This is a genomic window from Pseudomonas sp. PGPR40 (assembly GCF_022014505.1).
Taxonomy (GTDB): Bacteria; Pseudomonadota; Gammaproteobacteria; order Pseudomonadales; family Pseudomonadaceae; genus Aquipseudomonas.
The window spans coordinates 367,997-393,201 of sequence record NZ_JAKLSP010000001.1; the positions used below are offsets into that span (position 1 = coordinate 367,997).

Sequence of the window (25,205 nt, forward strand, 5' to 3'; positions counted from 1 at the left end):
TGTAGACGTTTTCACCGTATTCGCCGACTGCAGGCGTCGTGACAAAGATCCGCTCGCTTGCCGTAATACGTGCCGAGCCATTTTGTTGTGGTGACCAGCAGTGTGAGTCCGCCCCAGTGAGGAAACCTCTGCGCAGCCAGAACATGCTTGTGAATTTCCGATCGGGACACTTGCCCTGACAAAATAGCCTCAGCGGCATCATCGTGTTGCCTGTGCGCAAAATTGAATCGTCGATATTCCTGCTGAAGCTTGATGAAACCGCTATCTGGCTTTGTTCCTCACCCTCCTCCCTTCAAGTCCCAGCAAGCGGGCTTGCTCACGGAAGTGGTGTCCCATCGATGCTGCCTGAATCACCGCCTTCGCGCCCGCTCTCCAACAGGCATCGTTCGCTACCTGAGCGAGCGTCAACAGAACGTTATTTTTTCGTAATACTTCAAAAAACCTTCACAACCGCTAATCAGTTAGTTCGGTTTTTTGACGCTTCCCCGATACACGGTCACAACTTTTGCTCTCCGTTGGGTCATAAACGGTGGCTGTCGATGGAATATTGGCATCTACCGAGGTTCTCGCCTGATACGGAGATAAGCTCATGATTTTCAATGTACAAAATTTTGGCGCCAAAGGAGATGGCATCACTGACGACACGGCGGCGATACAAAGCGCAATTGATGCGGCGGCCGCCGCAGGCGGTGGGCAGGTGTACATGCCGACCGGAACTTATATCGTTTCGGGAGGTGAGGAACCTTCCGACGGTTGCCTGATGCTCAAGAGCAACGTCTACCTGTACGGCGACGGCATGGGCGCAACCACCGTCAAGGTGGCTGACGGCTCCGACACCAAAATCACGGGAGTCATCCGCTCCGCCTATGGCGAGGAAACCCACGATTTTGGCGTCAGCAACCTCACCATCGACGGCAACCGTGACAGCACCACGGGCAAGATCGACGGTTGGTTCAACGGCTACATTCCCGGCGAAGCCGGCTACGACTCCAACGTCACCCTCGACAGCGTCGAGATCAAGGATTGCTCCGGGTACGGTTTCGACCCCCACGAGCAGACCGTCAACATGGTCATCAGGAACAGCGTGTCCCACGGCAACGGCCTGGACGGCTTCGTGGCTGACTTCCTCAGCAATAGCACTTTCGAAAACAACGTCGCCTACGACAACGACCGCCACGGTTTCAACATCGTTACCAGCACCCACGACTTCACCATGACCAATAACGTCGCCTACGACAACGGCGGCAATGGCATCGTGATCCAGCGCGGCAGCGAGGACATCCCCTCCCCCACAAACATCACCATCACCGGTGGCGAGGTGTACGGCAACGGCGCCGAAGGGGTGCTGATCAAAATGTCCAGCGAGGTGACGGTCAGCGGTGTCGATATTCACGACAACGCCAGCGCCGGGATCCGCATCTACGGCAGCAACCACGTCGAGATCATCGACAACACGCTCAACAACAATTCTCTGGCCAACCCCGTACCGGAGATCATCATCCAGTCCTACAACGACACCCTGGGTGTGTCTGGCAAATACTTCAACGGCAGCGATAACACCATCCAGGGCAACATCATCATTGGCAGCGACCTGTCGACCTACGGCGTCGCCGAGCGCAATGAAGACGGCACTGATCGCAACGCCATTATTGGCAACACCATCAGTCACACCAGCAAGGGCGCCACGCTGATCTATGGCGACGGCAGCTACGTCAGCGCCACGGTGCCGATGATCACCGTGCAAGGTACGGCTGGCAATGACACTCTGCTGGGCAGTGTCGCCAGCGAGATTTTCTATGGCGGAGCCGGCAACGACACCATCAATGGCGGGGCCGGTGGCGACATTCTGGTGGGGGGTGCAGGCATCGACAAACTCACCGGCGGTACCGGCGCCGATACGTTCCGTTTCGCCGCTCAGGCCGACAGTTACCGCAATGCAACCGCAAGCTTTGACGATACCATCACCGACTTCGACGTCACCCAGGACAAGATTGACCTCGCCGGCCTCGGCTTCACTGGCCTGGGCAACGGCCGTGGCGGCACCTTGCAGGTTAGTTACAGTTCCACCAGCGATCGCACCTACATCAAGGACTACGATGCCGATGCCAGCGGCAATCGTTTCGAGCTGATCCTCTCGGGTAACCTGACCAGCACACTGACGGCCAATAACTTCATCTTTAATCGGGTGATCACCGGCACCAGCGGCAGCGACTCGCTGCTGGGTAGCGATTCGGCCGACACCCTGCTCGGCCTGGCGGGTAACGACAGCCTCAGTGGCGGCGCGGGCGACGACAAGCTCGACGGCGGCGCAGGCATGGACACCCTCACTGGTGGCGCCGGGGCGGACATTTTTGTGTTCTCCAATCGCCTGGACAGTTACCGCAACTACAACACCGGCGGCGCCAACCTTGGCGACCTGATTACCGATTTCGATATCAGCGCCGACAAGATCGACCTCTCGGCCATAGGTTTCACCGGCCTGGGGGATGGCAAGAACAACACCGTGTACGTGGTGCTCAACAGTGCCGGCACCAAGACTTACATCAAAACCCTGACCGCCGACGCCAATGGCAACCGCTTCGAAGTGGCACTGGACGGCAACTACCTCGGCAAGCTGACCAGCGCCAACTTCGTTTTCGCCACGTCGTCACCGACCAACCAGGCGCCAGTGCTGGCCACGCCGCTGCTGGATCAGAACGCGACCGAAAATACCCCGTTCAGCTACGCGGTGCCGGCCACCAGCTTCACCGATCCGGATAATGACAGCCTCAGCTACACCGCGACCCTGACCGATGGCAGCGCCCTCCCCGCGTGGCTGAGCTTCAATGCCACCAACCTGACCTTCACCGGCACGCCGACCAGCACCGCGTCCGGCAATTACAACGTGCTGGTCAAAGCCACGGACCCGGCCGGTGCATCGGTCAGCGATAGCTTCGCCCTGGTCGTGGCCGATGCGCCCGCCAACACCATCACCGGCACCAATAACGCCGAAAGCCTCAACGGCACGGCAGGCGCAGACCTGATCCTCGGACTCGGTGGCAACGACACAATCAAGGCCGGCACCGGCGCGGACATCGTCGACGGCGGCGCCGGACGAGATTCGCTGTACGGCGGCGACGGTGCCGACACCTTCCGCTACACCAACGCGCTCGACAGCTACCGCGACTACGACACTGGTGGTATCACGGCCACCGATACGATTTATGACTTCACCGTGGGCGTCGACAAGATCGATGTTTCAGGCTTGGGCTTTGTCGGCCTCGGCGATGGCCGCCATGGCACGTTGTACATCACCCTTAACGCGGCCGGCGACAAGACCTACATCAAGTCCGCCGAAGCGGATGCCGATGGCAATCGTTTTGAAATCGCCCTCAACGGTAACTACCTCAACACCCTGACCGCCAGCGACTTCGTGTTCGGCGAGAGCACCCGGCAGGACATCCTCTACCTGCCCACCCTCGGCCAATCCAATGCGCGCCTGCTGCGCATGACGGAGGACGACAGTCAGTCCGGCACCTCGATGCTGGTCAACGACCTGGACCGCTACACCCCCTATGACGTGCGCAGCCAGTTCACCGATGCCAATGGCAACGGCATCGACATCGCGGTGGGCGGCAGCACGGTCACCGGCCTGTCGACGCTCAGCGCCGAGGAACTCAAGTTGTGCTGGTGGCTGACTGACACCAACCAACCCGGGGCTGCGCTATTGCGTGCCGTGACGCTGCTGCGCGACCAGCTCACCGAACTGCAATCCATCGATAACGTCACCCTGGGCATCATTTGGGGCCAGGGCGAGGAAGCCGCCCAAGAGATCGGCCGCGCCACGGACAAAGCAGCGGCCGCAGCGGCCTACAAGGCCGCGACCCTGAAGGTGTTTGATTACCTGCATGCCCAGTTCGGCAATTTCAACGTGTACTTGATGGAAACCGGTCACTACGAACAGGACGCGGCACGTGCCCGTGGTTACTCGGAAGAGAAAATTGCCTCCATCGTAGAGGGGGTTGGCTATGTCCGCGCCGCCCAGGAAGCCATCGCCGCCGAGCGCGCCGACGTCAAGCTGGCGGTGGACTACACCGACCTCCCCTTGCGCTACGAAGTCGATCCGCTGGCGTATCCCGATGACGTCTGGCACCTGCACGAGGAGTCGGCGGAGATCGTCGGCCAGCGCCTGGCCGACTACATTGCCGATGACCTTGGCTTCCAGGGCAACCCCAACGACAACAACAGCGTGCAGGACATTTTCGACAACGCCCGGAACATGATTTCCGGTACCGACCAGGCGGATACCCTGGTGGGCAGTTCGGGCAACGACACATTGGATGGCGGCTTGGGCGCCGACACCATGACCGGTGGCGATGGCAACGACATCTATGTGGTCGATACCGCATCCGACCGCGTGGTGGAAACCAACACCTCGACCTCGCAGATCGATACAGTGCAGGCCTCGGTCAGCTGGACCCTGGGCGCCAACCTTGAGAATCTGGTGCTCACCGGCGTGTCGGACATCAACGGCACCGGCAATGAGCGGCACAACTTCATCACCGGCAATGCCGCCAATAACGTGCTCAATGGTGCCGCAGGGGACGACAGCATGAGCGGCGGCGATGGCAACGACACCTACTCTGTCGACAACGCCGACGACATCGTGATCGAGACCAACAGCAATGCAGTGTCTGGAGGAGTCGACAGTGTGCACAGTGGCTTGGCGGCCTACACCCTCAGCAACAACGTCGAGCGTCTGTATGTCGATAGCACTGGCGCCGCCAATGGCACGGGCAATGCGCTGGACAACACGCTGTTCGCCGGAGCCGGCAACAACGTGCTGGACGGGCGCGATGGCAATGACACGGTGTCCTTTGAGCGCGCCCTGTCCGGCGTCACCGCAAACCTCTCGACGTCAGCGCAACAAAACACCGTGAGTTCCGGGCTCGACACCTTGAAATTCTTCGAAAACCTGACGGGAAGCGCCTACGCCGACAGTCTGTCGGGCAACAGCGCCGCGAACGTTCTGAATGGTGGTGCGGGCAACGATACGCTGGTGGGCGGTTCGGGCGATGACCGGCTGATCGGCGGTGCAGGCACCGACAACCTCACCGGTGGCACTGGTGCGGATACCTACGCGTTTGGTGCGCTGTCGGACATGGGCGCCGGGGCTTTGCGCGATGTGATCAACGGCTTCAAGAGCACCGAGGGCGATCTTCTGGATTTCACCGGCCTGGACGCCAACCCGCAGACCGCTGCTGTCGACGCCTTCACCTTCATCGGCAGCAACGCCTTCGACCCTGCCGACGCCACCGGCCAACTGCGCTTTGCCGATGGCATTCTCTACGGCAGTGTCAACGCCGGCGCCACCCCCGAGATCGAAATCCAACTGGTGGGCGTCCAGGCGCTGCACGCCAGCGATTTCACAGGTTTGAGTTAGGCCCAGATCCTGTGGGACATGGAATCCTGTAGGAGCGAGCTTGCTCGCGAAGACGGCGGTACAGTCAACATTGATGCCGCCTGATATACCGCTTTCGCGAGCAAGCTCGCTCCTACAGGCGCTTTCCAGGAGCTTTTTCACAATACGTAATGGCCAGGGGCAGCATACAAAGGCGGATATTTGCGCGAGCCGAGTTTGCGCGGTGCTGGCCGGCTAGCTCCCGACCGTTGCTGAATCCACTGCCGCCAATGCGGCCACCAACTGCCGGTGTGGCACTCGCCTGCGTCTTGCAGCCAGTTTTCTGGATCTGTGGCGGTGGCAGCGGCGGCGTAGAAATACGACTTCGGATTGCCCGGCGGATTGATCAAGCTCTGTAGATGGCCGGCATTGGAGAGGACGAAGGTGCTGTCCTCGCTGAACAGTCGGGCGGTGCCGTAGCAACCTTGCCATGGTGTGATGTGGTCGGTGGTGCCGCCGATCACATAGGCACCGACCTTGACCTTGTTCATGTCGATCGGCTCACCCGCGATAAATAGTGCCCCCGGGTTGCTGTAGGGATTGTGCTGGGCCAGATCGAGGTAGTCGGCATGCAGTTTTGCCGGCAGACGCGTGGTGTCGTTGTTCCAGGCAAGAATGTCGAATGCCGGCGGCTTGTTGCCAAGCAGATAGTTATTGACCCAATAGTTCCAGATCAGGTCATTAGGCCGCATCCAGGCGAACATGCGTGCAATGTCCTGGCCACTGAGTGTTCCCTTGCACCGCGAGCTGGCCTTCGCCGCGCGTAGTACCGCCGGAGTGGCAAACAGGCCGATGGCGGTGTCGCCGAAGAGCGCGGGCATATCGAGCACGCACACCGCCCAACTGGTATTCGCCACCTTGGCACCTTCACCGCGCGCCGCCAGCCAGCCGAGATAGGCCGCGAGCGTCAGGCCACCGGAGCAGGAACCCCACATATTGACATCCGCGCTACCGGTGATTTCTCGCGCGACATCGACCGCCTGGTCAAGGCACAGTGCATATTCGGACAAACCCCAGTCGCGGTGCATGCTGGTCGGATTGCGCCAGCTGACAACGAACAGCTGTATACCGCTGTCCTGCATCCATTTGATCAAACTCTTGTCGGGCGACAAGTCGATGGCGTAGTACTTGTTGATCTGCGGTGGTGACATGACCAACGGGCGGGCATGCACGTTTTTCGTGGTGGGGGCGAATTGCAGCAGTTCGAACATCTCGGTGCGCAACACCACCTCGCCCTTGGCCGTGGCGACATTCTCTCCCACCTTGAACGGCGCGCTGTCCACCTGCATCGGCAACCCGCCGTTGTGGCGCAGGTCCCGGGAGAACTGCCCGATCCCTTTGACAACGCTCATGCCGCCCGTATCGAGCAACTTGCGCAACGCTGCCGGATTGGTCAGCAGCAGATTGCTCGGCGCCAGTGCATCAAACAATTGTGCGGCAATGAACCGGGCACGGCCCTTGTCTCTGGCATCGAGATGGGCCTGCTCGATAAAACGGCTCAGCTCGTCATTGCCAGCCAGGTAACTCTGCAACAAGCCGCGCAACAGGGCATTGGATTTCCAGGCCGGATCGCAAAAACGTTTGTCTTTGGGATTCGGTGCCACGCTGGAGCTGCCGGCGACAATACTGCCCAACGTCTTGAGGTAACTGCCAACATGCCGTGCAGCCTTGACTGGCGTCTTGCGCACAGCCTTGAACAGGGCACCGGAGGCGCTAAGCAGATCGACTGGGCGCACTTTGAGCAAAGGCGTAGCAACTTGTGCTGAAACGACCGCTAACTCCTGTTGCTGCTCTTGAGGAGCTTTTGGCGCGGCGCGGCGACGCTTGGCAGGTGTGTCTGTTGATCGAGTGATACGAGGTGGTTTATTCATGGCCGTTCTCTTGTTTTTGTACGCTGACGCAGTGTCGCGCGGCCGCCGGCATTCACCTTGACTTTGCGGGACATCCACCTGCTAAGCTGATAAATCGCTGTCCCGGACTGAGAAATCCTCCATGAGTGGCCTCGTTCGCAGTGCCAGCTTGACCAACTACGCGCAAATAGCCCGATCGCTACACGTTGATCACCTGCAGCAATTGCGCCTCGTCGGCCTCGATCCCCGATGCCTGCTTCAACCAGACTTGAAGATTCCCAACGAAGCTGTAGCCCGTCTGCTCGAAAGTTCGGCGTGTGAAGCGGGTGTGGACGATTTTGGCTTGCGCATGGCCGAAACCCGCAAGCTCTCCAACCTGGGGCCTCTGGCGCTGCTGTGGCGTGACGAGCCGACCATCCGGTCGGCCCTGGAAGCGTTTCGCGATTGCCTCTATCTGCACAATCAGGGTCTGGTGTTGAACATCGAGGAAAGTGGCGGCGTGGTGGTTTTGCGCATGGAACAGGTCACGGTGGGTAACCTGCCGGTGCGCCAGGCGATGGAACTGTCAGTGGGGGTGACCCACCGCCTGCTGAAAACCTTGCTGGGGAAGCATTGGCATCCTTCAGTGGTGTGCTTTCGTCATGCGGCGCCGCTGGACGACAGTCGACACCGCCGCGTATTCGCCACCTCGGTGCAGTTCAACAGCCTGATGGATGCCATCGTCTGCCGCAGTACCGACCTTGACAGGGCCCTGCCCAGCGCCGATCCGGACAGGGCGCGGTATGTTCATCAGTATCTGGACAGTCTCCGTGAAGAATCCAAAACAGCTTTACTTGAACAGGTGCGCCAGTTGATCTGGACGGTGCTGCCCACGGGCCATTGTTCGGTGGAGCAAGTGGCGACCAACCTGGGATGGGACAGGCGAACACTGCATCGCAAGCTTGCGCAGGAGGGTGAAACATTTTCCTCGCTGCTGGATCAGGTGCGTGCAGAGCTGGCAATGCGTCACTTGGCACATTCCAATCAACGTTTAAGTGAGATAGCCGGGGTGCTGGGGTTTTCCGAACTTAGCGCCTTCTCCCGCTGGTTCAATCGGCACTTCGATTGCAGTCCATCAACCTGGCGAGCTCGCCAGTCCAATCGCTCTTAGCAAATTCCCTGCGTATGCCGTCTTGCTACTCTTGATCTACAGTCACCAGCTTCCAACTGTCATCTGGATCAAAGCGCTTCATTGACTGCGCCAACTTGTCACTACCGGGCCCCAAGTCTTTCTCGAACACCTGTCCTTCATGACTGATCATGAAACTCATCACCCCGGTGTCATCGTATTTCGCCGGCCAGGCGATCAGTGCAAAGCCACGGCTCATCTTGTCACCGATGAGGTAGCTGTAGGCGCCACCGGGTGCCGAAGGACCTTGGCCCTCAAGAATGCGGAAGTGGTAACCATGCCAGTCTTCGCCGGCAATGGTTTTACCGAACTCGGGCCCCAACGGGCTGATCTGACCGCTATCGTCGTCCGCCCAATAGAGGCCGTCGTGCTTGCCAGCGGTGCTGAAGATTTTTTGTGCATAGGCGAGTGCGCCGTCACCGTTACGATCCACTGACGCATAGTCCATCTGGGCGTCGTGATAGGCCAGCACCGATTGCAACGCGGTGAGTTCGTTGCGGCCAATTCGACGTGCACGGATTTCGGCGCTACCGGCCTTGATGTCGAAGCGCCAACCGTTCGTGTCTTTTGCCATGGGTATTGGCAGTGTCCAGTGGTCACTGCCCACCGCCAGAAGCGCCTTGCTGTCGCTGGTTTTTTCAATACGGTGTTGCTCGCGGTATTGCTTCAAAAACGCATCCACATCACTGCGCTGCACACCTTCGAGCGGAATGAAGCTGTGCCATTCCTTCCCCAGCAACGCTGTCAGGCGTGCCTGATCGGCGTGTTCCGTACCCAGTGCTTCCACGAACGCTTGAGCGGCTTCTTCTGGCGTTGGAAAGGCCTGCTGTGCCGTAACGATGCACGACCACGCCAAGCCGGCAGTTATCGCCAGGACCTGAGGGAGCAAGCCCATGAGTGCCTTCACTCGAAGATTGTTTTTCAACGACGGCCCCCCCTTTGACGCGCTGGTGGACTGGAGGGGCGACTGACCTGATGGCCGGCTGATCGCGAGGCGCTTGGGCGCTGGGCGGATGCCTGGCTGGTCCGGCCACGACTGGCTTGTGCGTTGGTCTGGGACGGTGTGCGTGCGCCGGCGAATGCATTGTTGCGGGCACTGTCCGTACGGGCGGACGGCCTGTTTTGTGTAGCTTGGCGCGTCTGCGAGGAGCCCTGTGCGCGCTGATTCACCTGAGCGGTCTGTCTGGCGGGCGGCTGGCTCTCCCGAGTGTTTCTGGCAGTGCCCTGGCTTCTGTCAGACGACTTCGGTCTGTCTGCACCTGCTTGCATCCGATTGCTGGCCGAGGTTGCGGACTGGGCTTCTCGTGCTCGATCACGGGCTTCGCGGTTGCTGGTGGCTGGTCGTTCGATACCGTGCTTGTCCATTGAGCTACGGGCTTTTTCACGCGCCTGGACTCGTTGGGCATTGTCCCCTCGATAAGCCTCACGCTGATTGGCACCGCCCAGTTGTCGGCCGTACTGTTCGCGGCTCTTGGTGTCTCGATAGGGAACGCCATCGCGGTGAACGGTGTTGTGCTGCCACTTGTTCTGATTATTCGTGATCTGGTTGTTGCGATTGATGTTGTTATAACGATCGACATCGATGTCGATGTCGTTGTTGTCCCAGTCGCAATCACCCCACAACGAGCCGATGATCGCCACACCGGTACCGAACGCCAGCCCGGCCATCAATGCCGAACCGGGGTAATAGGCAGGCGGCGGTGGATAGTACACGGGAGGCGATGCAGGATAGGGCCAGGTGCCGTAGGTGGTTGTCGGGTTGTAACTGGGTACGTACACCACCTGCGGATCGGAGGGCTGAATGATGATGGTGGAAGTGCTGCTGGTGGGGGCCGGTGCCGGTGCGGTGGGCGTAGGTGCCGCAACAGCCTGAACCGTCACGCTCTGATACTGGTTGCTCTGCAGGTTGCCTGCGGCTTGCGCCTGATGACGCAAGCGTTGCACGCCCCCCATGACATCGTCGGGCTGCGCCAGAAAGGCATCACCCAGGCGCTGTACCCAGACGGGATCCTGCCCCAGCGTTGCCAGAACCTGAGGGAAGGCGACCAGCGCCTGCACACTCGGATCCCAAGGCTGGCTCGCCACTTGTTTGACCGCATCATCGCCCTTGGCATCCGGGTGTGCTTTAGACCAGGTTACCGCCTCGACGACTTCCCCGGGGTACGTGGTGGCCATCAGCACCTGTGCCAGCAGTGGGTCCGGATAAAGCGCAATGGGTGCCAGCATTTGATCCAGCTGTTCCTGGGTAAACACGACATCTTTGGCCACTGCGGTGACGGGCGCTGTATCGGCAGCGTTGGCGGTCGCATCCAATGGCTGCGCCAGGCAGGAAGCTCCGCTCAAAAACAGTACAGCCGACACCGCGTAAAACAATGGAATGCGCATTGCACCCCCCATGTGGTCAGGCAAGCTTGAGCGTCTTGATCATTCCGCCCTTCAAGGGGTTATCTGGTAGCCCCGTTGTTGCATGCAACTGCTGTAGGCAGAAGTAGTAGCAGCCGGTTCTGCCCGGCGATCCTCACGACGATCCTGACGTTGTCGCGATCCACCTACAACCGCACCTGCCACAGCCGCATCCTTGGCTTTGTTCTGTCGATATTCCTGTTTGACATCGTCGTCTACCTTGTCATAAAGCTCGTCATGCTGACGACCGCGGGCTCCGGCAACCGCCGCACCTGCCACTGCGCCAGTCGCGGCACCACGGGCACGTCCACCTGATTGAGGCGTTGAGCTGGTGCTTGCTGTGTTGCCGGCCTGAGCCTGGCATGAACTGATGTCCTGCTGAATGACTTCGGGAGACTGCCCTTTGAGCGGCGTTACGGTTTCGGCTGAAGCGCAAAGGCAGAATATCGAGACAATCGTCGCCAGACAGGGGGGGATGGATTTTTTCATGAAGACTCCACTGCTATCAGTGTGCTTTGGATCTTTCAGTCTAGTTCAGTGTGGGCGACTAACCCTGGAACAATGTTCTTATGATGCAATCTCTAATTCCTTTTGTGCTTTCTAACCCCTCGAACGGCTGTGGCAAGTTTTGGGCACTGACTTACACTGCGATACACCCAGTGCGAAATGACTGTTCAACGGATCGGTAGATCCCACGGCAATCCGGGTATCACGTAATGATCAAGCCAACATGAAAACGGTCATGGCCCTTTTCACCTGTCTACTCGCTGTCAGCGTGTGTGCGACGACGAGTAATGCTGCGTCCCCTTCGCCCATCTTCCAGACCAGCTTCGACTGCGCCACGGCCAGGGCATCCGTCGAAAAGCTTATCTGTGGTGATCCACAACTGACGCAGATGGATATTGAACTGACACGTCTTTATCGCCTGGCGCTCACGGATAATCATTCAGTACCGCGTCCCGACAAAGTCATGATCGACCAGCAGTTCTGGATCGAGGCCCGCAATCAGTGCGCCTCCGAGCCTGCGCCCAAGGCGTGCGCGATCCGAAGTTATGCCGAGCGTGCGCACCAGCTGCGTCAAGGCTCGGCCATTGTGAGAACCAAGGATCCAGACAGACTCACCGAAGGCCCCCTGGCGTTTCGTTGTACAGGGTTTAACCCGCTGATTGCCGCCACTTTCTTTAACACGCAGCCTGGTGTCGTGTACCTGAAATGGGCGAACACTTCGATCACACTGAACCAGGTGCAGAATGATTCGGGAACCCAATACATTGGCAAGGATTCCCAGGGGAATTACCGCTTCTGGCAAAACGGTGACAGGGTGCTCTTCCAGAAACCAGGCTCAGGGGAAATGAGTTGCACGGCCGAGCCGGTTGGCTGAGACCGTCTCTCACGTACTCGGCGATTTATGCCATGGATAGCCTTTGGCACTGAGTTCAAAGGCGTATTCGAACAAGCGCTTCATGTACTCGCCATCGAATTTATGGAGGCGAGAGACGTGGAAGTCGGAGCCGATGTACGCCAGATTGAAGTCCGCCCCATCCTGCTGGGCAATTCGATAAATCCGATCCAGATCGCTGATCCCCTGAGTCTGGATCAATGCGCTGATGGCTCGACCGCCGATGCTCAAGGTTCGGCGCTTGGTTCCGGACCATTGCAGTTCCAGCTTGCCGTTGCGAATGACATAGAAATGCCGTTCACGACGCAAACGCGCCCCGGTCACTTGGTTCAGCGCCATCACGGTGCCGGGTGGGTAAAGGAACACCTGCGTAAGGACACCTCCGTCCACGTGCATTTCTTGAAACTGTTGGCCGTCAACGTCCACATCAATCATGACGGGTGAGACCGCTCCGGGAATACTCATCGACGCGACCATGATGTTGCGAAACAGCTCGTGCGCTCCCGGTGCCTGGCTGGAGGCAATAGCGCCCATGTTCCAGGTGACCGGGCGCCCTGAATCAAGGTCCGTTGTACCGATCATCAGGAGCCGTCCTTTGGCGTATTCCGCCGCGATCGCCGCAAGAATCTCGGCAGTGACGTACTGTGCAATGAGCCGCGACAGTGGCTTGCTGTGCGCCATACCATCGCTGGCAAGACGGGTCAGCACATTGCGCGCATGGAAAATGTCTTTTGGACCGACTGCATTGCAGATACGCAAAATGACATCGTCGTACTGGGGCCCCAGGTAGGCAAACGGGGCGACCAGGGCGCCAGCGCTAATGCCGGTGACAGCTTTGAACACAGGTCGAGTCCCATGCAGGGTCCATCCCGCAATGATGCCTCCCGCAAATGTGCCGGCGTCGCCGCCGCCCGAAACGGCCAGCAAATTTGCCCGCGGCAGGGTGTCGTTCGGTAGCCCTGCGCTGGCGAGCACCTCAGCCTCTCGAAGGTTGGCCTGACTCACATCCCGAATGAACGGCGTCAGATCCTGGTCCAGCCAGTAGCGAGCATCTGGAATGCCCGGAATGATCGCTTTTTCCGTTAACGTTGGCGGCACAGCATCACGGCGTTGCAGGCACGCTTGACGCAACATGTTCAAGGTTGAGGCGCTAGGTCTGAGCTGGAATGGTTTCAACACGCCTCCTCCGGCTCCTGCAATTGACAGAGCCCGTCACGCACACCCGATACACCCATCACCAGTCTCTCAATGGCGAGTGGCCTGAACATCTTTCATGCTAGCGCAGGCTCAGGCAGTCATAACGTTGGTGGGACATCCGGTCTGTCCTGCGGCTGATCCTCCACCCCATAGACGCTCATTAGAAAACGCGAGCAATCACCGCAGCTTCAGCGGATCCACCAGTTCAGCAGCAATGGCCATGCCCACCAGGTCCGGCAAGGTATTGGCCTGCATGCGTTTCATCACCCGTGAACGATACAGGTCGACGGTTTTCGCACTGACGCCCAGTTGCTCGGCGATCTCACGGGTGGTGTAACCCTGGACCAGCGGCAGCAAAACATCGCGCTCCCGTGGGGTCAGTGTCAGCAAGCGCGCCTGCAAGGCTTCGTGCCCCTGATTGCCCGAACGATTTGCCGCGCAGTTGCTGAGCGCCTGTTGCACGCTGTCCAGCAGCAATTGCTCGTTGTAAGGCTTCTCGATGAAGTCATGGGCGCCCGCCTTGAAAGCGCGAACGACGATCGGCACGTCCGCGTGCCCGCTGACGAAAATGATCGGCAGGTTCAGCTCACGTGCACGCATTTCTTCCTGCACGTTCAAACCGCCCATGCCGGGCATGCGAACATCGAGCAGTACGCAGGCATCAAGACTGGCATCACAGGCATTGAGAAACTCCACGCCGCTGGTAAACGGCAAGGCCTTGAGCCCTACCGACTCCAACAACCAGACGGTTGAATCGAGCATGCCTTGGTCATCGTCGACCACATACACCACGTGCGCCGTCACACCTGCCATTACATTATTCCTGTTGTTGTTTTGTTGGGCCGGCCAGCGGCAAACGGCAGCACATCAGCAGCCCGACAGCTTGGCGTCGGGCCTGCAATTCGCCACCGAAACCTTCGATGATGCTGCGGCTCATGGACAAGCCAAGCCCCAGGCCATCGGTCTTGCTGGTATAGAACGGGGTAAATATCTGCTCCAGCTCGGGCTCGCTGACGCCTGGCCCTTGGTCTTGCACACTGATTTCCACGGTTGCACCCGCGCCCTGCCCCGCAGCCATCACGATCAGCGAGGGTTGCCCCGGATGTTGTTCGCGGTTGGCATCGATGGCATTTCGCAAGAGATTGAGCAGGACCTGCTCCAGCAGCACTCGGTCGGCATAAATCGGCGGCAGATTATCCGGTAGGCGATCCTCGATTGTCACTTGGCAATTGCTCGCCTCCCAGGCACATAAACGCACGGCCTCGCGGGCGACTTCGGTGAAGTTCAAGGCCTGCATGCGGCGTTGCCCCTTGCGCAGAAACGCCCGCAAACGTCTGATCACTTCTGAAGCATGAGTGGCGTGATGGGTAATGCGCTCCAGCCCTTGCGCCACTTTGGCGGCGGCCTGGGGATTGGAATCCAGCGTCTGCAAATAGCGCTGGCTGGCATTGGCGTAATTGACGACTGCCGCCAATGGCTGGTTGATTTCGTGAGCGATGCCCGAGGCCAATTCACCCAGGGTGACCAACCGCGCGGTGTGCGCCAGTTCGTCCTGATGGCGGCGCTGCTGCACCTCACGTAGTTCACGCTCGGTCATGTCCCGTGCCACCAACGAGTAATAGCGCTCGCCACCGGCCGAACGGTGCGCCAGCAGCACCAGCGATACCGGCACTGAAGTGCCGCCTCCCGGTGACTGCAATCTCGCATCGGTGCTCCAGACACCGTCGCGCTCGGCGCTGCTCCAGCCATCACGCTGCAGACGTGCCAGGTCGCCGCTGGCGAACAAGGTTGCCAGCGCTGGCATCTGTTGTTGCTCATCGATCCCCAGGATGCGCCGCGCCGCTGGATTGAGGTAAGTGACTTGGCCCTCGGGGTCGATGAATAACACAGGATCGGTGTTGGCCTCGACGACTTCCGCCAGGCGTCGCTTGTTCTCCTCGGCGTGCACCCGGGCGGTAATGTCCCGGGACACGCTGACCACTTCCACCACCGTCCCGGTATAGGTCTCACGAATCGCCCGGCTGGCGGTTTCAAACCACAGGTAATGCCCATCCCGATGGCGAATCCGATACGTCATCGTGTGATAACCGTTCTGCTCCAGGGCATCCCGCGCGCGCTGTACCAGGCTGGCCAGGTCCTGACCATGGAACAAGCCTTGGGCCATTTGCCCGCGCAACTCCTCCGGCCAGTAGCCGAGCAATGTCCAGGACGCCGGCGAGGCATCGAGAAAGCGCCCGTCGGGAGTGTGTCGGGAAATCAGGTCGGTGGTGTTTTCAATGATCAGCCGGTACAGCCGACGTGCCGTGGCCGCTTCACGCTCGGCCAGCACTTGTGCCGTGGCATCGCGACACCGGGCGAGCACACGGTTGTCCTGCGGATCGGGGATAAACGTCCAGATCAGGATCTGTGCTTCGAATTGGGCTTCGACCCCTTCGATGGCGCGTTGCTGGTCCAGGCAGGCGCGTACCAGCACCCGGTGATTCACCGGCAAAAAACCCAGCACATCGGTCAGCGGCTTTTCGGCCAGCAACGCCAGCAACGCCGCGTTGAACTCCAGCGGCCGGCCCTGCGCATCGAGCAACAGACTCGGTTGCGGGTCGTGCCCCAACAGCGGTGAGCCGCGCAGCATGCCGTTGATGCTGCTCAGCAACGTCGTCAGCAAGTCCTGCACCCAACCCAGCCAATCCAGACTCACGCCCTCACACACTTCCACCAGCAACAACCCCGCCTGCCCCGGTTGCAAGGCCAGATCAAACACCTGGCCATGGCTGATAGCGGCCCTGCGCAGTCGGCCGGCCAGCCAACAATCGAGTTGACGTACTTGAGCCAGATCCAGCCGCCCCGCTTCGGCCAGCCGCTCAAACAGCCGCTGATCGCTGGCCAGCGAAGGGTCGCCCAGCCCCGGTGGAAAATGCTGGGCGGCGCCCTCGTGGCTGTAAATCCGCGCAGTGGGTTGCCAACTCAGATAAACCGCCCGGCGCACCTCGGGGCAATCCTGCAGCGCACGGCACAACGCATCGGCCCGGGCGGCCAGAGACACACCCTCGCGCTGCAGGCGCAACCAGCTGTGCAATCGAACGGGAGTCAGGGTCATCACAGGTCCGCTTCGTTGGGGAGGCCAAGGATATACCGGCCTTGGCGGTGCCACTGTATTCATTTAGCCCGCAAGAATAAAATATAGTACATATCCTATATGACGTAGGTTGTACTTCCATATCGGTAGCTGAATGTTATATAAATCAACCCGGACATAAAAGGCGACCTCAGCGACTACGCTGCAAGGTCACCTATAGAGCTAACAATCAGCCACCGAGTACCCGTACATGTCGATCTATGAACAAGGGCTAGGCCCTGCGGCTGTCAATCATATTGCCTTGTCTCCGCTCAGCTTCATCGAGCGCACCGCCAGCGTTTACCCAAACTATCCCGCCGTCATCCATGGCTCGATCCGCCGCACCTGGGCGCAGACCTATACCCGCTGCCGCCGTCTGGCCTCGGCGCTGGCCGGTCGCGGTATCGGCAAGAACGACACGGTGGCGGTGATGCTGCCCAACATTCCCGAGATGCTCGAAGTGCATTTCGGCGTGCCGATGATTGGCGCGGTACTCAACCCGCTCAACGTGCGTCTGGATGCCGAAGCCATTGCCTTCATGCTGCAGCATGGCGAAGCCAAGGTGCTGATTACCGACCGTGAGTTCCATGATGTGATTCACGCGGCGATCGGCATGCTGGATCACCCGCCATTGGTCATCGACGTTAATGATCTGGAGTACGGCGAAGGCCAGGCTGTCAGCGATCTGGACTATGAAGCGCTGTTGGCCGAAGGCGACCCTGCCTTCGCCTGGCAGTGGCCCGATGATGAATGGCAAGCCATCTCTCTGAATTACACCTCCGGCACCACTGGCAACCCCAAAGGCGTGGTTTACCACCATCGCGGTGCCTACCTGAACTCATTGGGCAACCAGATGACCTGGGCCATGGGTAACCATCCGGTGTACCTCTGGACCTTGCCGATGTTCCATTGCAACGGTTGGTGCTACCCGTGGATCATCACCGCCATGGCCGGTGTGCATGTGTTTCTGCGCCGCGTCGATCCACAGAAAATCCTCACGCTGATCCGCGAGCATCAGGTCACCCATCTGTGCGCTGCGCCGATCGTGCTCAATGCCTTGGTCAACATGCCGGAATCGGCTAAAGCGGCGATCGATCATCCGGTCAACGCGATGGTCGCTGGCGCCGCACCGCCGGCCAAAGTGATCGGTGCCGTGGAACAAATGGGCATCAAGGTCACCCACGTCTATGGCCTGACCGAAACCTATGGCCCGGTGACGCTCTGCGCCTGGCATGCCGAATGGGATGAGTTGCCGCTCGACGAAAGAGCACAAATCAAATCCCGTCAGGGCGTGCGCTACCCGACGCTCGAAGGTGTGATGGTTGGCGATTCGAAGACACTGGAGCCGACCCCGCGAGACGGTCAGACCATCGGTGAGATCTTCATGCGCGGTAACACCGTGATGAAGGGCTACCTGAAGAACCCGACGGCTACGGCCGAAGCGTTCGACGGCGGCTGGTTCCACACCGGCGACCTGGCGGTGTGTCATCCCAACGGTTATGTCGAGATCAAGGACCGACTCAAGGACATCATCATTTCCGGCGGTGAGAACATTTCCACCATCGAACTGGAAGGTGTGCTCTATCGCCATCCAGCCGTCATGGAAGCGGCCGTCGTCGCCCGTCCCGATGAGAAATGGGGCGAAACGCCCTGCGCCTTTGTCACATTGAAGGCTGATCACCAGGACGTTCGCGAAGCCGACATCATCAGTTTCTGCCGCGAACACCTTGCCGGTTTCAAAGTCCCGCGCACCGTGATTTTCACCCTGCTGCCGAAGACTTCAACCGGCAAGATCCAGAAGTACGTTCTGCGCGACAGGGCCAAAGCGCTCTAACCGAATCGACGTTGTACCCACCAGGCGGCAGGTGTTTTACCTGCCGCTTCGGGCTCGTGCAGGCTGAATTTTGGCCCTGCCCCTGACCTACACACTGATAACAAAAACAATGTGGAGCCACCCATGATCGACATCCATTCAACCGATACAAAGCGCTGTGAACGCATTCGGTCCAACCCCAAATTCCTTCAATTGGTGAGCAGCCGTTCGCGCCTGGCCTGGTCGCTGAGTGCTGCCGTGCTCGGCACCTACTACGCGTTCATGCTGGTGGTGGCGTTTGCCCCGCAGTGGCTGCATGCGCCGATCGCCGAGCATCGGATGTTGACCCTGGGCATGCCGGTTGGCGCGGCGATCATCATTTTTTCCTGGCTCCTGACCGGTTGGTACGTCTACAGCGCCAACACGCGTTTCGATGCATTGGGCGCCGCCATTCTCGAGGAGAGCAAGTGATGACTCTGTTGCGTAAACTTCTCCTCGCCGCTGCCGGGCTATTGCCGGCCTCCGTTGTACTGGCTGCACCCACGCTGGGTGCGGTGGAAAAACAGCCGCTCAACCTGCATGCGATCGGCATGTTCTTCGTCTTCGTACTGGGCACATTGGCCATCACTTGGTGGGCCGCGCGGCAAACCAGATCCACTTCGGACTTCTACACCGCGGGCGGTGGCATCACCGGGTTCCAGAACGGTCTGGCAATTGCCGGCGACTACATGTCCGCCGCCACGTTGCTGGGGCTGTCCAGCCTGGTGTTCGCCAAGGGCTACGATGGCTTCATCTATACCATCGGCTTTTTTGTTGGCTGGCCGATCATCACCTTCCTGATGGCTGAGCGCTTGCGCAATCTGGGGCGCTACACCTTTGCCGACATCGTGTCCTATCGCCTGGACCAGAACAAAGTGCGGATCTTCGCCGCCTTCGGTTCGCTGACCGTGGTGTGTTGCTACCTGATCGTGCAGATGGTCGGCGCGGGTCAGTTGATCAAATTGCTATTCGGCCTGGACTACCCGGTAGCCGTGGTGATCGTCGGCGCACTGATGCTTGTGTATGTGATTTTCGGCGGCATGATCGCCACCACCTGGGTGCAGATCATCAAGGCCGTGCTGTTGCTTGCCGGCGGCACGACTTTGGCATTGATGGCCATGTCGCAGTTCGGCTTCAGCTACGAAACCCTCGCGGACAAAGCCGTCCAGGCGCACGCCAGTGGCTGGAACATCATGGGCCCTGGCTCAATGCTCGCCGACCCGATCAACACCGCTTCGATGTCGCTGGGCCTGGTGTTCGGGATTGCCGGCCTGCCGCACATTCTGATGCGTTTCTTCACGGTGCCTAACGCCAAGGAAGCGCGCAAATCGGTGTTCTACGCCACCGGTTTCATCGGCTTCTTCTTCCTGGTGGTATGCACCCTGGGCTTCGCCGCGATGGTGATCATCGGCACTGACCCGCAGTACTACGTCAATGGCGAAGTCGGCGGCACCTTGATGGGTGGCGGCAACATGGTCGCCATGCACTTGGCCAAAGCGGTCGGTGGCAATCTGTTCTTCGGTTTCCTCTCGGCCGTGGCCTTCGCCACCATCCTTGCGGTGGTCTCCGGGCTGGCCCTGGCCGGTGCTTCGGCGATTTCCCATGACCTTTACGCCACGGTGTTCAAGAAGGGCAAAGCCAGCGAGAAACAGGAAATGCGCGTGACCCGCATGGCCACCGTAGGCCTTGGCATCATCGCGATTGTGCTGGGCATTCTGTTCGAGAAGATGAACGTCGCGTTCCTGGTGGGCCTGACCTTCGGCATTGCTGCGTCGACCAACTTCCCGGTGCTGATCATGGCGATGTACTGGAAAGGCTTGACCACCAAAGGCGCAATCATCGGCGGTTTCGCCGGGCTGATCTGCGCGCTGGTCCTGGTGATCCTCTCGCCAGCGGTCTGGGTCACCGTGCTCGGCCATGCACATGCGATCTTCCCGTACGACCACCCGGCGCTGTTCTCCATGCCACTGGCGTTCTTCGTGATAGTCGTCGTATCCAAACTCGACCGCAGCGTGCGGGCCGACAAGGAGCGTGACGCTTACGCCGACCAGTTCGTTCGCGCCCAGACCGGCCTCGGTGCAGCCAGCGCTTCCAGTCATTGATAGAAAGGGCACGGCCTGCTCAAGCGGCGCCGTGCCCATCGCACAACCTTTTGAGGTTCACGTTATGCCCGAATTCAACGCCCCGCTGCGCGACATGCGCTTTGTGTTGCATGAAGTGTTCGATGCCCCGGCCTTGTGGGCACGCTTGCCGGCCCTGGCCGACAGTGTCGACGCCGCCACCGCCGACGCCATTCTTGAGGAGGCGGCCAAAGTCACCTCGCACCTGATTGCGCCATTGAATCGCAGCGGCGACGAGGAAGGCGCCCAGTGGGCCGACGGCCAGGTCAGCACGCCAATCGGTTTCAAACAGGCTTATGCCACCTACATCGAAGGCGGGTGGGTGGGCCTGTCCGGCAACGCCGATTTTGGCGGCATGGGCATGCCGAAGATGCTCGCCGTGCAGTTCGAAGAAATGCTCTACGGCGCCAATTCCAGCTTCGCGCTGTATTCGGCGTTGAGTTCCGGTGCCTGCCTGGCGCTGGATGCCCACGCCAGCGACACCCTGAAAAATCTCTATCTGCCGCCGATGTACGAAGGCCGCTGGGCCGGTTCCATGTGCCTGACCGAAGCCCACGCCGGCACCGATCTGGGGATTATCCGCACCCGCGCCGAGCCCCGGGCCGACGGCAGCTTCAGCATCACCGGCAGCAAGATCTTCATCACCGGTGGTGATCAGGACCTGACTGAAAACATTGTGCATCTGGTGCTGGCCAAACTGCCGGACGCACCGGCGGGGCCCAAAGGCATCTCGCTGTTTGTCGTCCCCAAAGTGCTGGTCAATGTCGACGGCTCCCTCGGCGAGGCCAACGCTGTGAGTTGCGGTTCGATCGAACACAAAATGGGCATCAAGGCTTCGGCCACCTGCGTGATGAACTTCGACGGCGCCAGCGGCTGGCTGGTCGGCGAAGCCAACAAAGGCCTGGCGGCGATGTTCACCATGATGAACTACGAGCGCTTGTCCATCGGCATTCAGGGCATTGGCTGCGCCGAAGCGTCCTATCAGAACGCCGTCGCCTACGCACGTGAACGCGTTCAGAGTCGCGCGCCGACCGGTGCTGTTGCTCCGGACAAAGTGGCCGACCCGATCATCGTCCACCCAGATGTGCGCCGCATGCTGCTGAGCATGAAAGCCATGACCGAGGGCGGCCGTGCGTTCGCCAGTTATGTCGGGCAGCAACTGGACCTGGCGAAGTTTTCCGATGACCCCAGGGAACAGGACCGCGCGCAGATCCTGGTGGCACTGCTCACGCCGGTGGCCAAGGCATTCTTCACCGACACGGGGCTGGAAAGCTGCATCAACGGCCAGCAAGTGTTCGGCGGCCATGGCTACATCCGCGAATGGGGTCAGGAACAATTGGTCCGCGACGTGCGCATCGCGCAGATCTACGAAGGCACCAACGGCATTCAGGCCCTGGACTTGCTTGGACGCAAAGTGCTCGCCGATAAGGGCTCCGCGCTGCGCCAGTTCACCGGCGAGATCCGCCATTTCGCCCATCAGCCCGACGCGCCCTACTCCGCTCAACTGTTCGATGCCGTGCAGCGTCTGGAAGACCTGAGCGACTGGCTGCAGGACCAGGCGACCACCAATCGCAACGAAGTCGGCGCTGCTTCGGTGGAGTATTTGCACCTGTTCGGTTACGTCGCCTATGCCTGGCTTTGGGCGCGCATGGCACAGGTTGCCAAGCAAAAGCTGCACGAAGATGAAGGGTTTTATGGTGCAAAGATCGCCACCGCCGACTTCTACATCCATCGCCTGCTGCCGCGCATTTTGAGCCTGGAACAATCCATCCTCGCGGGCAGTGCCTCGTTGTTTGGCCTGCGCGCCGAACAATTCTAACGATTGAACCGAACGCGGCGCCCCGCTCCTCTCTTTTTGGCGTTCGCGTTTTTTTATTGATCAGCCCTCGCCCATCCGGCGAGGGCCGCGGAACCTGTTTTTCCATAATAAAAACAAAGGGGCTTCACCATGGACCGCAACACCCGCATCCTCGTTATCCGACTGTTGCTGGCCGGCGGCGTCATCAGCCTCTCGGCCCCCGCCGCTGCTGACTTTGTCAAAGACAGCAAGGCCAGCCTGGAGCTGCGCAACTTCTATTTCAATCGCGACTACCGCCAGAACAACGCCCCGCAATCCAAACAAGAGGAATGGGCGCAAGGTTTCCTGCTGCGCTATGAATCGGGATTCACCGAAGGGTTGATCGGCGTGGGTTTCGATGCCATTGGCCTGCTCGGCGTCAAGCTCGATTCCAGCCCCGATCGCGCAGGCTCCGGCCTACTCAAACGCCATCGCGACACCCGCAAAGGGGCTCAGGACGAGTACGGCGAACTGGGTTTGACGGCCAAAGTGCGGGCCTCCAAAAGCACGCTGAAGCTCGGCACGCTACTGCCGAAACTGCCGACGGTATTGGCCAACGACTCACGGTTGTTGCCACAAACCTTCGAGGGCGGTCAGCTGACATCGCTGGAGATCGAAGGCCTGACGGTGGATGCCGGGCGACTGACGCAAGTCAATCAGCGCGACTCCTCGGACTATGAGCATATGGGCATCACCCGCACCGGCGCCAAGGGCATCACCACAGGTCATCTCGATAGCGACAGCTTCAATTTCGCCAGCCTGAACTACAAATGGACCAGCAACCTCGCCACGGGCTACAGCTATGGTCACCTCGACAACTTCTACAGCCAGCACCTGGTCAACCTGACCTACGTGCTGCCGGTCACAACCGGCCAGTCGCTGAAGACGGATCTGCGCTTCGCCCGCTCCACGGACGACGGTGGCAGTAATGTCGATAACAATGCCATCGGCGCGATGTTCACCTACAGCCTCGGCGGGCATGCGTTGGGCCTGGGTTATCAAGGCATGAGCGGCGACACCGGCTACGCCTACGTCAACGGCACCGATGCGTTCCTGGTGAACTTCGTGCAGATCGGCGATTTCGCCAGCAAGGACGAAAAATCCTGGCAGGCGCGTTACGACTACAACTTTGCGGCCATTGGCATTCCGGGGCTGACCTTCATGACCCGTTACCTCACCGGCGACAACATCGATCTGGGCGGCAACCGCCCGCAAGGCAAGGAATGGGAACGTGATACCGACATTGGCTATGTCGTGCAGAGCGGGCCATTAAAGAATGTCGGGGTGAAATGGCGTAACGCGACAGTTCGCTCGACCCACTTTGGCAGCGACCTGGATGAAAACCGCCTGATCGTCAGCTACACCTTGCCGATCTGGTAGTACCTGATCGTTCCCACGCTCCGCGTGGGAATGCAGCCCGGGACGCTCCGCGTCCCAAGAGCGGACGCAGAGCGTCCGAGGATGAGTTCCCACGCGGAGCGTGGGAACGATCGGTACGCGGAGCATGGCCAGAGTAGGTTAAGATGCCTGCAAACCAGGCCCGCGCGAGACGCCCCGCATGACTGATACCACCCCCCGCCTGATCAAGAAGTACCCCAATCGCCGACTGTATGACACTCATACCAGCAGTCATCTGACGCTGGCGGACATACGCCAGTTGGTGCTCGACAAAATTGCCTTTCAGGTGGTCGATGCCAAGAGCGGCGAGGATCTGACGCGCAGCATCTTGCTGCAAGTGATTCTGGAAGCCGAAAGCGGCGGTGAGCCAATCTTCACCAGCGACATGCTGATGGGGATTATCCAGTTCTACGGCCCTTATCAGGGCGTACTCGCCAGTTACCTGGACAAAAGCATTCAGACCGTGATCGACATCCAGTCCCAGACCGGTGCGCAATCCTCCGAAGCCTGGAGCACCTTCATGCACCAGCAAGCGCCGGTGATGCAGGATTTGATGCGGCAATATGTCGACCAGTCGAAGGCACTGTACCTGAACACCCAGAACCTGTTCGGCATGTTCGGCGGCAAGCCCGGTGCCGATAACGGAAAGAAAAAAAATGGCGATGGGGAGTAAATCCATCGCCATTGGTGCCGCTGATCCAGTGTGACTTACTTGTTACCGCTGGTAGCCTTGGTGCTTGCTTCTGGAGCAGCTTTAGTGCTCGCGGCAGTCGCTGCCTCGAAACCACTCTGAGCCACATCGGCAGCCTGTTTTACGGCTTTCTGTGCGCTTTCGAACACAGTACCGGCATTCGCCAGGCCCGACTTGAACGCGGCCACAACAGGCTCGGAGCCGGCCGGTGCATTCTTACTGATCGTTTCCACGAACTCATGCATCTGCTGGGTACCCGCTTCGACCTGACTCGAGGTCAATTTGACGATGTCCGACTGAGTACCCACGATCAATGCTTGAACCTGTCGATTGAACTCGGCCAGGCGTTCGGTTTGCGCGCTCGGCTGGATGAAAGAAGCCTGCAGCTCGGCGAAACCTTGTGGATCACGGACGGCCAGCAGCTTGCGAACACCTTCGAACTGCTCCTCGGTGGAGTCGCGCAGTGCCTTGAACTGCAACTGGCTGAGCTGTTCAACGCTGGCGAAGACTTTGCTGCTGATTTGCTGCAAAAGGTCGAGGTTGGCTTTCTGAGCGGTCTGCAGTTTTTCCGAATTGAAAAAAGACATGCTTGAATCTCCTGGTACTGGATGGCCCTGAAGAGCCTGAGGACGCGATAGCGATCCGGTCAGTTATCGCGTTAGCCTTGATATTGCAGTGCACAAAACTATTTGGCAATGCCTATTCTTGTGCAGTGCAAAATAAACATTGCTAACGCCC

The 25,205-nt window shown here is 59.6% G+C and carries 17 protein-coding genes; 9 read left to right on the forward strand and 8 right to left on the reverse strand.

Translation table 11 applies throughout. From position 1 onward, the window contains the following. Positions 1 to 589 precede the first annotated feature (589 nt). A complete protein-coding gene (locus tag MEB48_RS01635; RefSeq protein ID WP_237881234.1) occupies positions 590 to 5,422 on the forward strand; it encodes a M10 family metallopeptidase C-terminal domain-containing protein in 4,833 nt (1,610 codons plus the stop codon). A gap of 137 nt (positions 5,423 to 5,559) precedes the next feature. On the opposite strand, the gene MEB48_RS01640 is transcribed toward MEB48_RS01635, so the two are convergent. Beyond that, complete coding sequence (locus MEB48_RS01640) at positions 5,560 to 7,311, reverse strand: alpha/beta fold hydrolase (RefSeq protein WP_237881236.1); 1,752 nt, start codon at positions 7,309 to 7,311, stop codon at positions 5,560 to 5,562. Positions 7,312 to 7,432: 121 nt separating this feature from the next. Between MEB48_RS01640 and MEB48_RS01645 the strand changes: the two genes are divergently transcribed. Further along, positions 7,433 to 8,440 (forward strand): AraC family transcriptional regulator, encoded by a 1,008-nt coding sequence (locus MEB48_RS01645; RefSeq protein WP_237881238.1) that lies wholly within the window; start codon positions 7,433 to 7,435, stop codon positions 8,438 to 8,440. Positions 8,441 to 8,465: 25 nt separating this feature from the next. On the opposite strand, the gene MEB48_RS01650 is transcribed toward MEB48_RS01645, so the two are convergent. From MEB48_RS01650 to MEB48_RS01660, 3 genes are read right to left on the reverse strand one after another with little or no spacing between them, the layout of a single operon-like run. Beyond that, the gene (locus MEB48_RS01650; protein ID WP_237881240.1) at positions 8,466 to 9,353 is read right to left on the reverse strand and encodes a DUF2950 domain-containing protein; all 888 of its coding nucleotides are present in this window, start codon (positions 9,351 to 9,353) and stop codon (positions 8,466 to 8,468) included. A 26-nt stretch (positions 9,354 to 9,379) separates the two neighbouring features. Beyond that, a complete protein-coding gene (locus MEB48_RS01655) occupies positions 9,380 to 10,843 on the reverse strand; it encodes a DUF3300 domain-containing protein (RefSeq protein ID WP_237881242.1) in 1,464 nt (487 codons plus the stop codon). A 51-nt stretch (positions 10,844 to 10,894) separates the two neighbouring features. After that, entirely contained in the window at positions 10,895 to 11,350 is a 456-nt protein-coding gene (locus tag MEB48_RS01660; RefSeq protein ID WP_237881245.1) for a YMGG-like glycine zipper-containing protein, read from the reverse strand. A gap of 241 nt (positions 11,351 to 11,591) precedes the next feature. On the opposite strand from MEB48_RS01660, the gene MEB48_RS01665 reads away from it, so the two are divergent. After that, positions 11,592 to 12,242: an MliC family protein gene (locus tag MEB48_RS01665; protein ID WP_237881247.1), complete on the forward strand. Its 651-nt coding sequence runs from the start codon at positions 11,592 to 11,594 to the stop codon at positions 12,240 to 12,242. A 9-nt stretch (positions 12,243 to 12,251) separates the two neighbouring features. Here the strand turns inward: MEB48_RS01665 and MEB48_RS01670 are convergent, their stop codons facing one another. The 3 genes from MEB48_RS01670 to MEB48_RS01680 form a co-directional block, all read right to left on the reverse strand. Continuing rightward, on the reverse strand, positions 12,252 to 13,436 hold the full coding sequence (locus MEB48_RS01670; RefSeq protein WP_237881322.1) for a patatin-like phospholipase family protein: 1,185 nt from the start codon (positions 13,434 to 13,436) through the stop codon (positions 12,252 to 12,254). 198 nt (positions 13,437 to 13,634) lie between these two features. Continuing rightward, positions 13,635 to 14,270, reverse strand: a complete 636-nt coding sequence (locus tag MEB48_RS01675; protein WP_095053974.1) for a response regulator transcription factor — start codon at positions 14,268 to 14,270, stop codon at positions 13,635 to 13,637. A gap of 4 nt (positions 14,271 to 14,274) precedes the next feature. Then, positions 14,275 to 16,551, reverse strand: coding sequence for a PAS domain-containing sensor histidine kinase (locus MEB48_RS01680; RefSeq protein ID WP_237881249.1), 2,277 nt, complete (start codon positions 16,549 to 16,551; stop codon positions 14,275 to 14,277). 229 nt (positions 16,552 to 16,780) lie between these two features. Here MEB48_RS01680 and MEB48_RS01685 point away from each other — a divergent pair, with 229 nt between their 5' ends. The 6 genes from MEB48_RS01685 to phaR all read left to right on the forward strand — a co-directional run bounded on the left by MEB48_RS01685 (position 16,781) and on the right by phaR (position 24,449). After that, entirely contained in the window at positions 16,781 to 18,403 is a 1,623-nt protein-coding gene (locus MEB48_RS01685; protein ID WP_237881252.1) for an acyl-CoA synthetase, read from the forward strand. Between the two features lie 123 nt (positions 18,404 to 18,526). After that, positions 18,527 to 18,853 (forward strand): DUF485 domain-containing protein, encoded by a 327-nt coding sequence (locus tag MEB48_RS01690; protein ID WP_237881253.1) that lies wholly within the window; start codon positions 18,527 to 18,529, stop codon positions 18,851 to 18,853. Next, a complete protein-coding gene (locus tag MEB48_RS01695; protein ID WP_237881256.1) occupies positions 18,853 to 20,523 on the forward strand; it encodes a cation acetate symporter in 1,671 nt (556 codons plus the stop codon). Before MEB48_RS01690 ends, MEB48_RS01695 begins: the two co-directional genes overlap by 1 nt. A gap of 64 nt (positions 20,524 to 20,587) precedes the next feature. Next, entirely contained in the window at positions 20,588 to 22,360 is a 1,773-nt protein-coding gene (locus MEB48_RS01700; RefSeq protein ID WP_237881258.1) for an acyl-CoA dehydrogenase C-terminal domain-containing protein, read from the forward strand. 129 nt (positions 22,361 to 22,489) lie between these two features. Then, complete coding sequence (locus MEB48_RS01705) at positions 22,490 to 23,758, forward strand: OprD family porin (RefSeq protein ID WP_237881261.1); 1,269 nt, start codon at positions 22,490 to 22,492, stop codon at positions 23,756 to 23,758. A gap of 178 nt (positions 23,759 to 23,936) precedes the next feature. Further along, positions 23,937 to 24,449 carry a polyhydroxyalkanoate synthesis repressor PhaR gene (gene phaR / locus MEB48_RS01710; RefSeq protein ID WP_237881263.1) on the forward strand — a complete coding sequence of 171 codons (513 nt, stop codon included), beginning with the start codon at positions 23,937 to 23,939 and terminating at the stop codon, positions 24,447 to 24,449. Between the two features lie 35 nt (positions 24,450 to 24,484). On the opposite strand, the gene phaP is transcribed toward phaR, so the two are convergent. Beyond that, complete coding sequence (gene phaP / locus MEB48_RS01715; protein ID WP_237881265.1) at positions 24,485 to 25,054, reverse strand: TIGR01841 family phasin; 570 nt, start codon at positions 25,052 to 25,054, stop codon at positions 24,485 to 24,487. Between the last annotated feature and the right edge of the window lie 151 nt (positions 25,055 to 25,205).

Excerpts from the sequence above, each read along its gene's own strand:
- MEB48_RS01705 (WP_237881261.1), top strand. The coding sequence starts at position 22,490 with ATGGACCGCAACACCCGCATCCTCGTTATCCGACTGTTGCTGGCCGGC.
- MEB48_RS01645 (WP_237881238.1), top strand. The coding sequence starts at position 7,433 with ATGAGTGGCCTCGTTCGCAGTGCCAGCTTGACCAACTACGCGCAAATA.
- MEB48_RS01650 (WP_237881240.1), bottom strand. The coding sequence starts at position 9,353 with ATGGGCTTGCTCCCTCAGGTCCTGGCGATAACTGCCGGCTTGGCGTGG.
- MEB48_RS01655 (WP_237881242.1), bottom strand. The coding sequence starts at position 10,843 with ATGCGCATTCCATTGTTTTACGCGGTGTCGGCTGTACTGTTTTTGAGC.
- phaR (WP_237881263.1), top strand. The coding sequence starts at position 23,937 with ATGACTGATACCACCCCCCGCCTGATCAAGAAGTACCCCAATCGCCGA.
- MEB48_RS01640 (WP_237881236.1), bottom strand. The coding sequence starts at position 7,311 with ATGAATAAACCACCTCGTATCACTCGATCAACAGACACACCTGCCAAG.
- MEB48_RS01700 (WP_237881258.1), top strand. The coding sequence starts at position 20,588 with ATGCCCGAATTCAACGCCCCGCTGCGCGACATGCGCTTTGTGTTGCAT.
- MEB48_RS01660 (WP_237881245.1), bottom strand. The coding sequence starts at position 11,350 with ATGAAAAAATCCATCCCCCCCTGTCTGGCGACGATTGTCTCGATATTC.
- MEB48_RS01665 (WP_237881247.1), top strand. The coding sequence starts at position 11,592 with ATGAAAACGGTCATGGCCCTTTTCACCTGTCTACTCGCTGTCAGCGTG.
- MEB48_RS01685 (WP_237881252.1), top strand. The coding sequence starts at position 16,781 with ATGTCGATCTATGAACAAGGGCTAGGCCCTGCGGCTGTCAATCATATT.
- MEB48_RS01695 (WP_237881256.1), top strand. The coding sequence starts at position 18,853 with ATGACTCTGTTGCGTAAACTTCTCCTCGCCGCTGCCGGGCTATTGCCG.
- MEB48_RS01680 (WP_237881249.1), bottom strand. The coding sequence starts at position 16,551 with ATGACCCTGACTCCCGTTCGATTGCACAGCTGGTTGCGCCTGCAGCGC.
- MEB48_RS01635 (WP_237881234.1), top strand. The coding sequence starts at position 590 with ATGATTTTCAATGTACAAAATTTTGGCGCCAAAGGAGATGGCATCACT.
- phaP (WP_237881265.1), bottom strand. The coding sequence starts at position 25,054 with ATGTCTTTTTTCAATTCGGAAAAACTGCAGACCGCTCAGAAAGCCAAC.
- MEB48_RS01690 (WP_237881253.1), top strand. The coding sequence starts at position 18,527 with ATGATCGACATCCATTCAACCGATACAAAGCGCTGTGAACGCATTCGG.
- MEB48_RS01675 (WP_095053974.1), bottom strand. The coding sequence starts at position 14,270 with ATGGCAGGTGTGACGGCGCACGTGGTGTATGTGGTCGACGATGACCAA.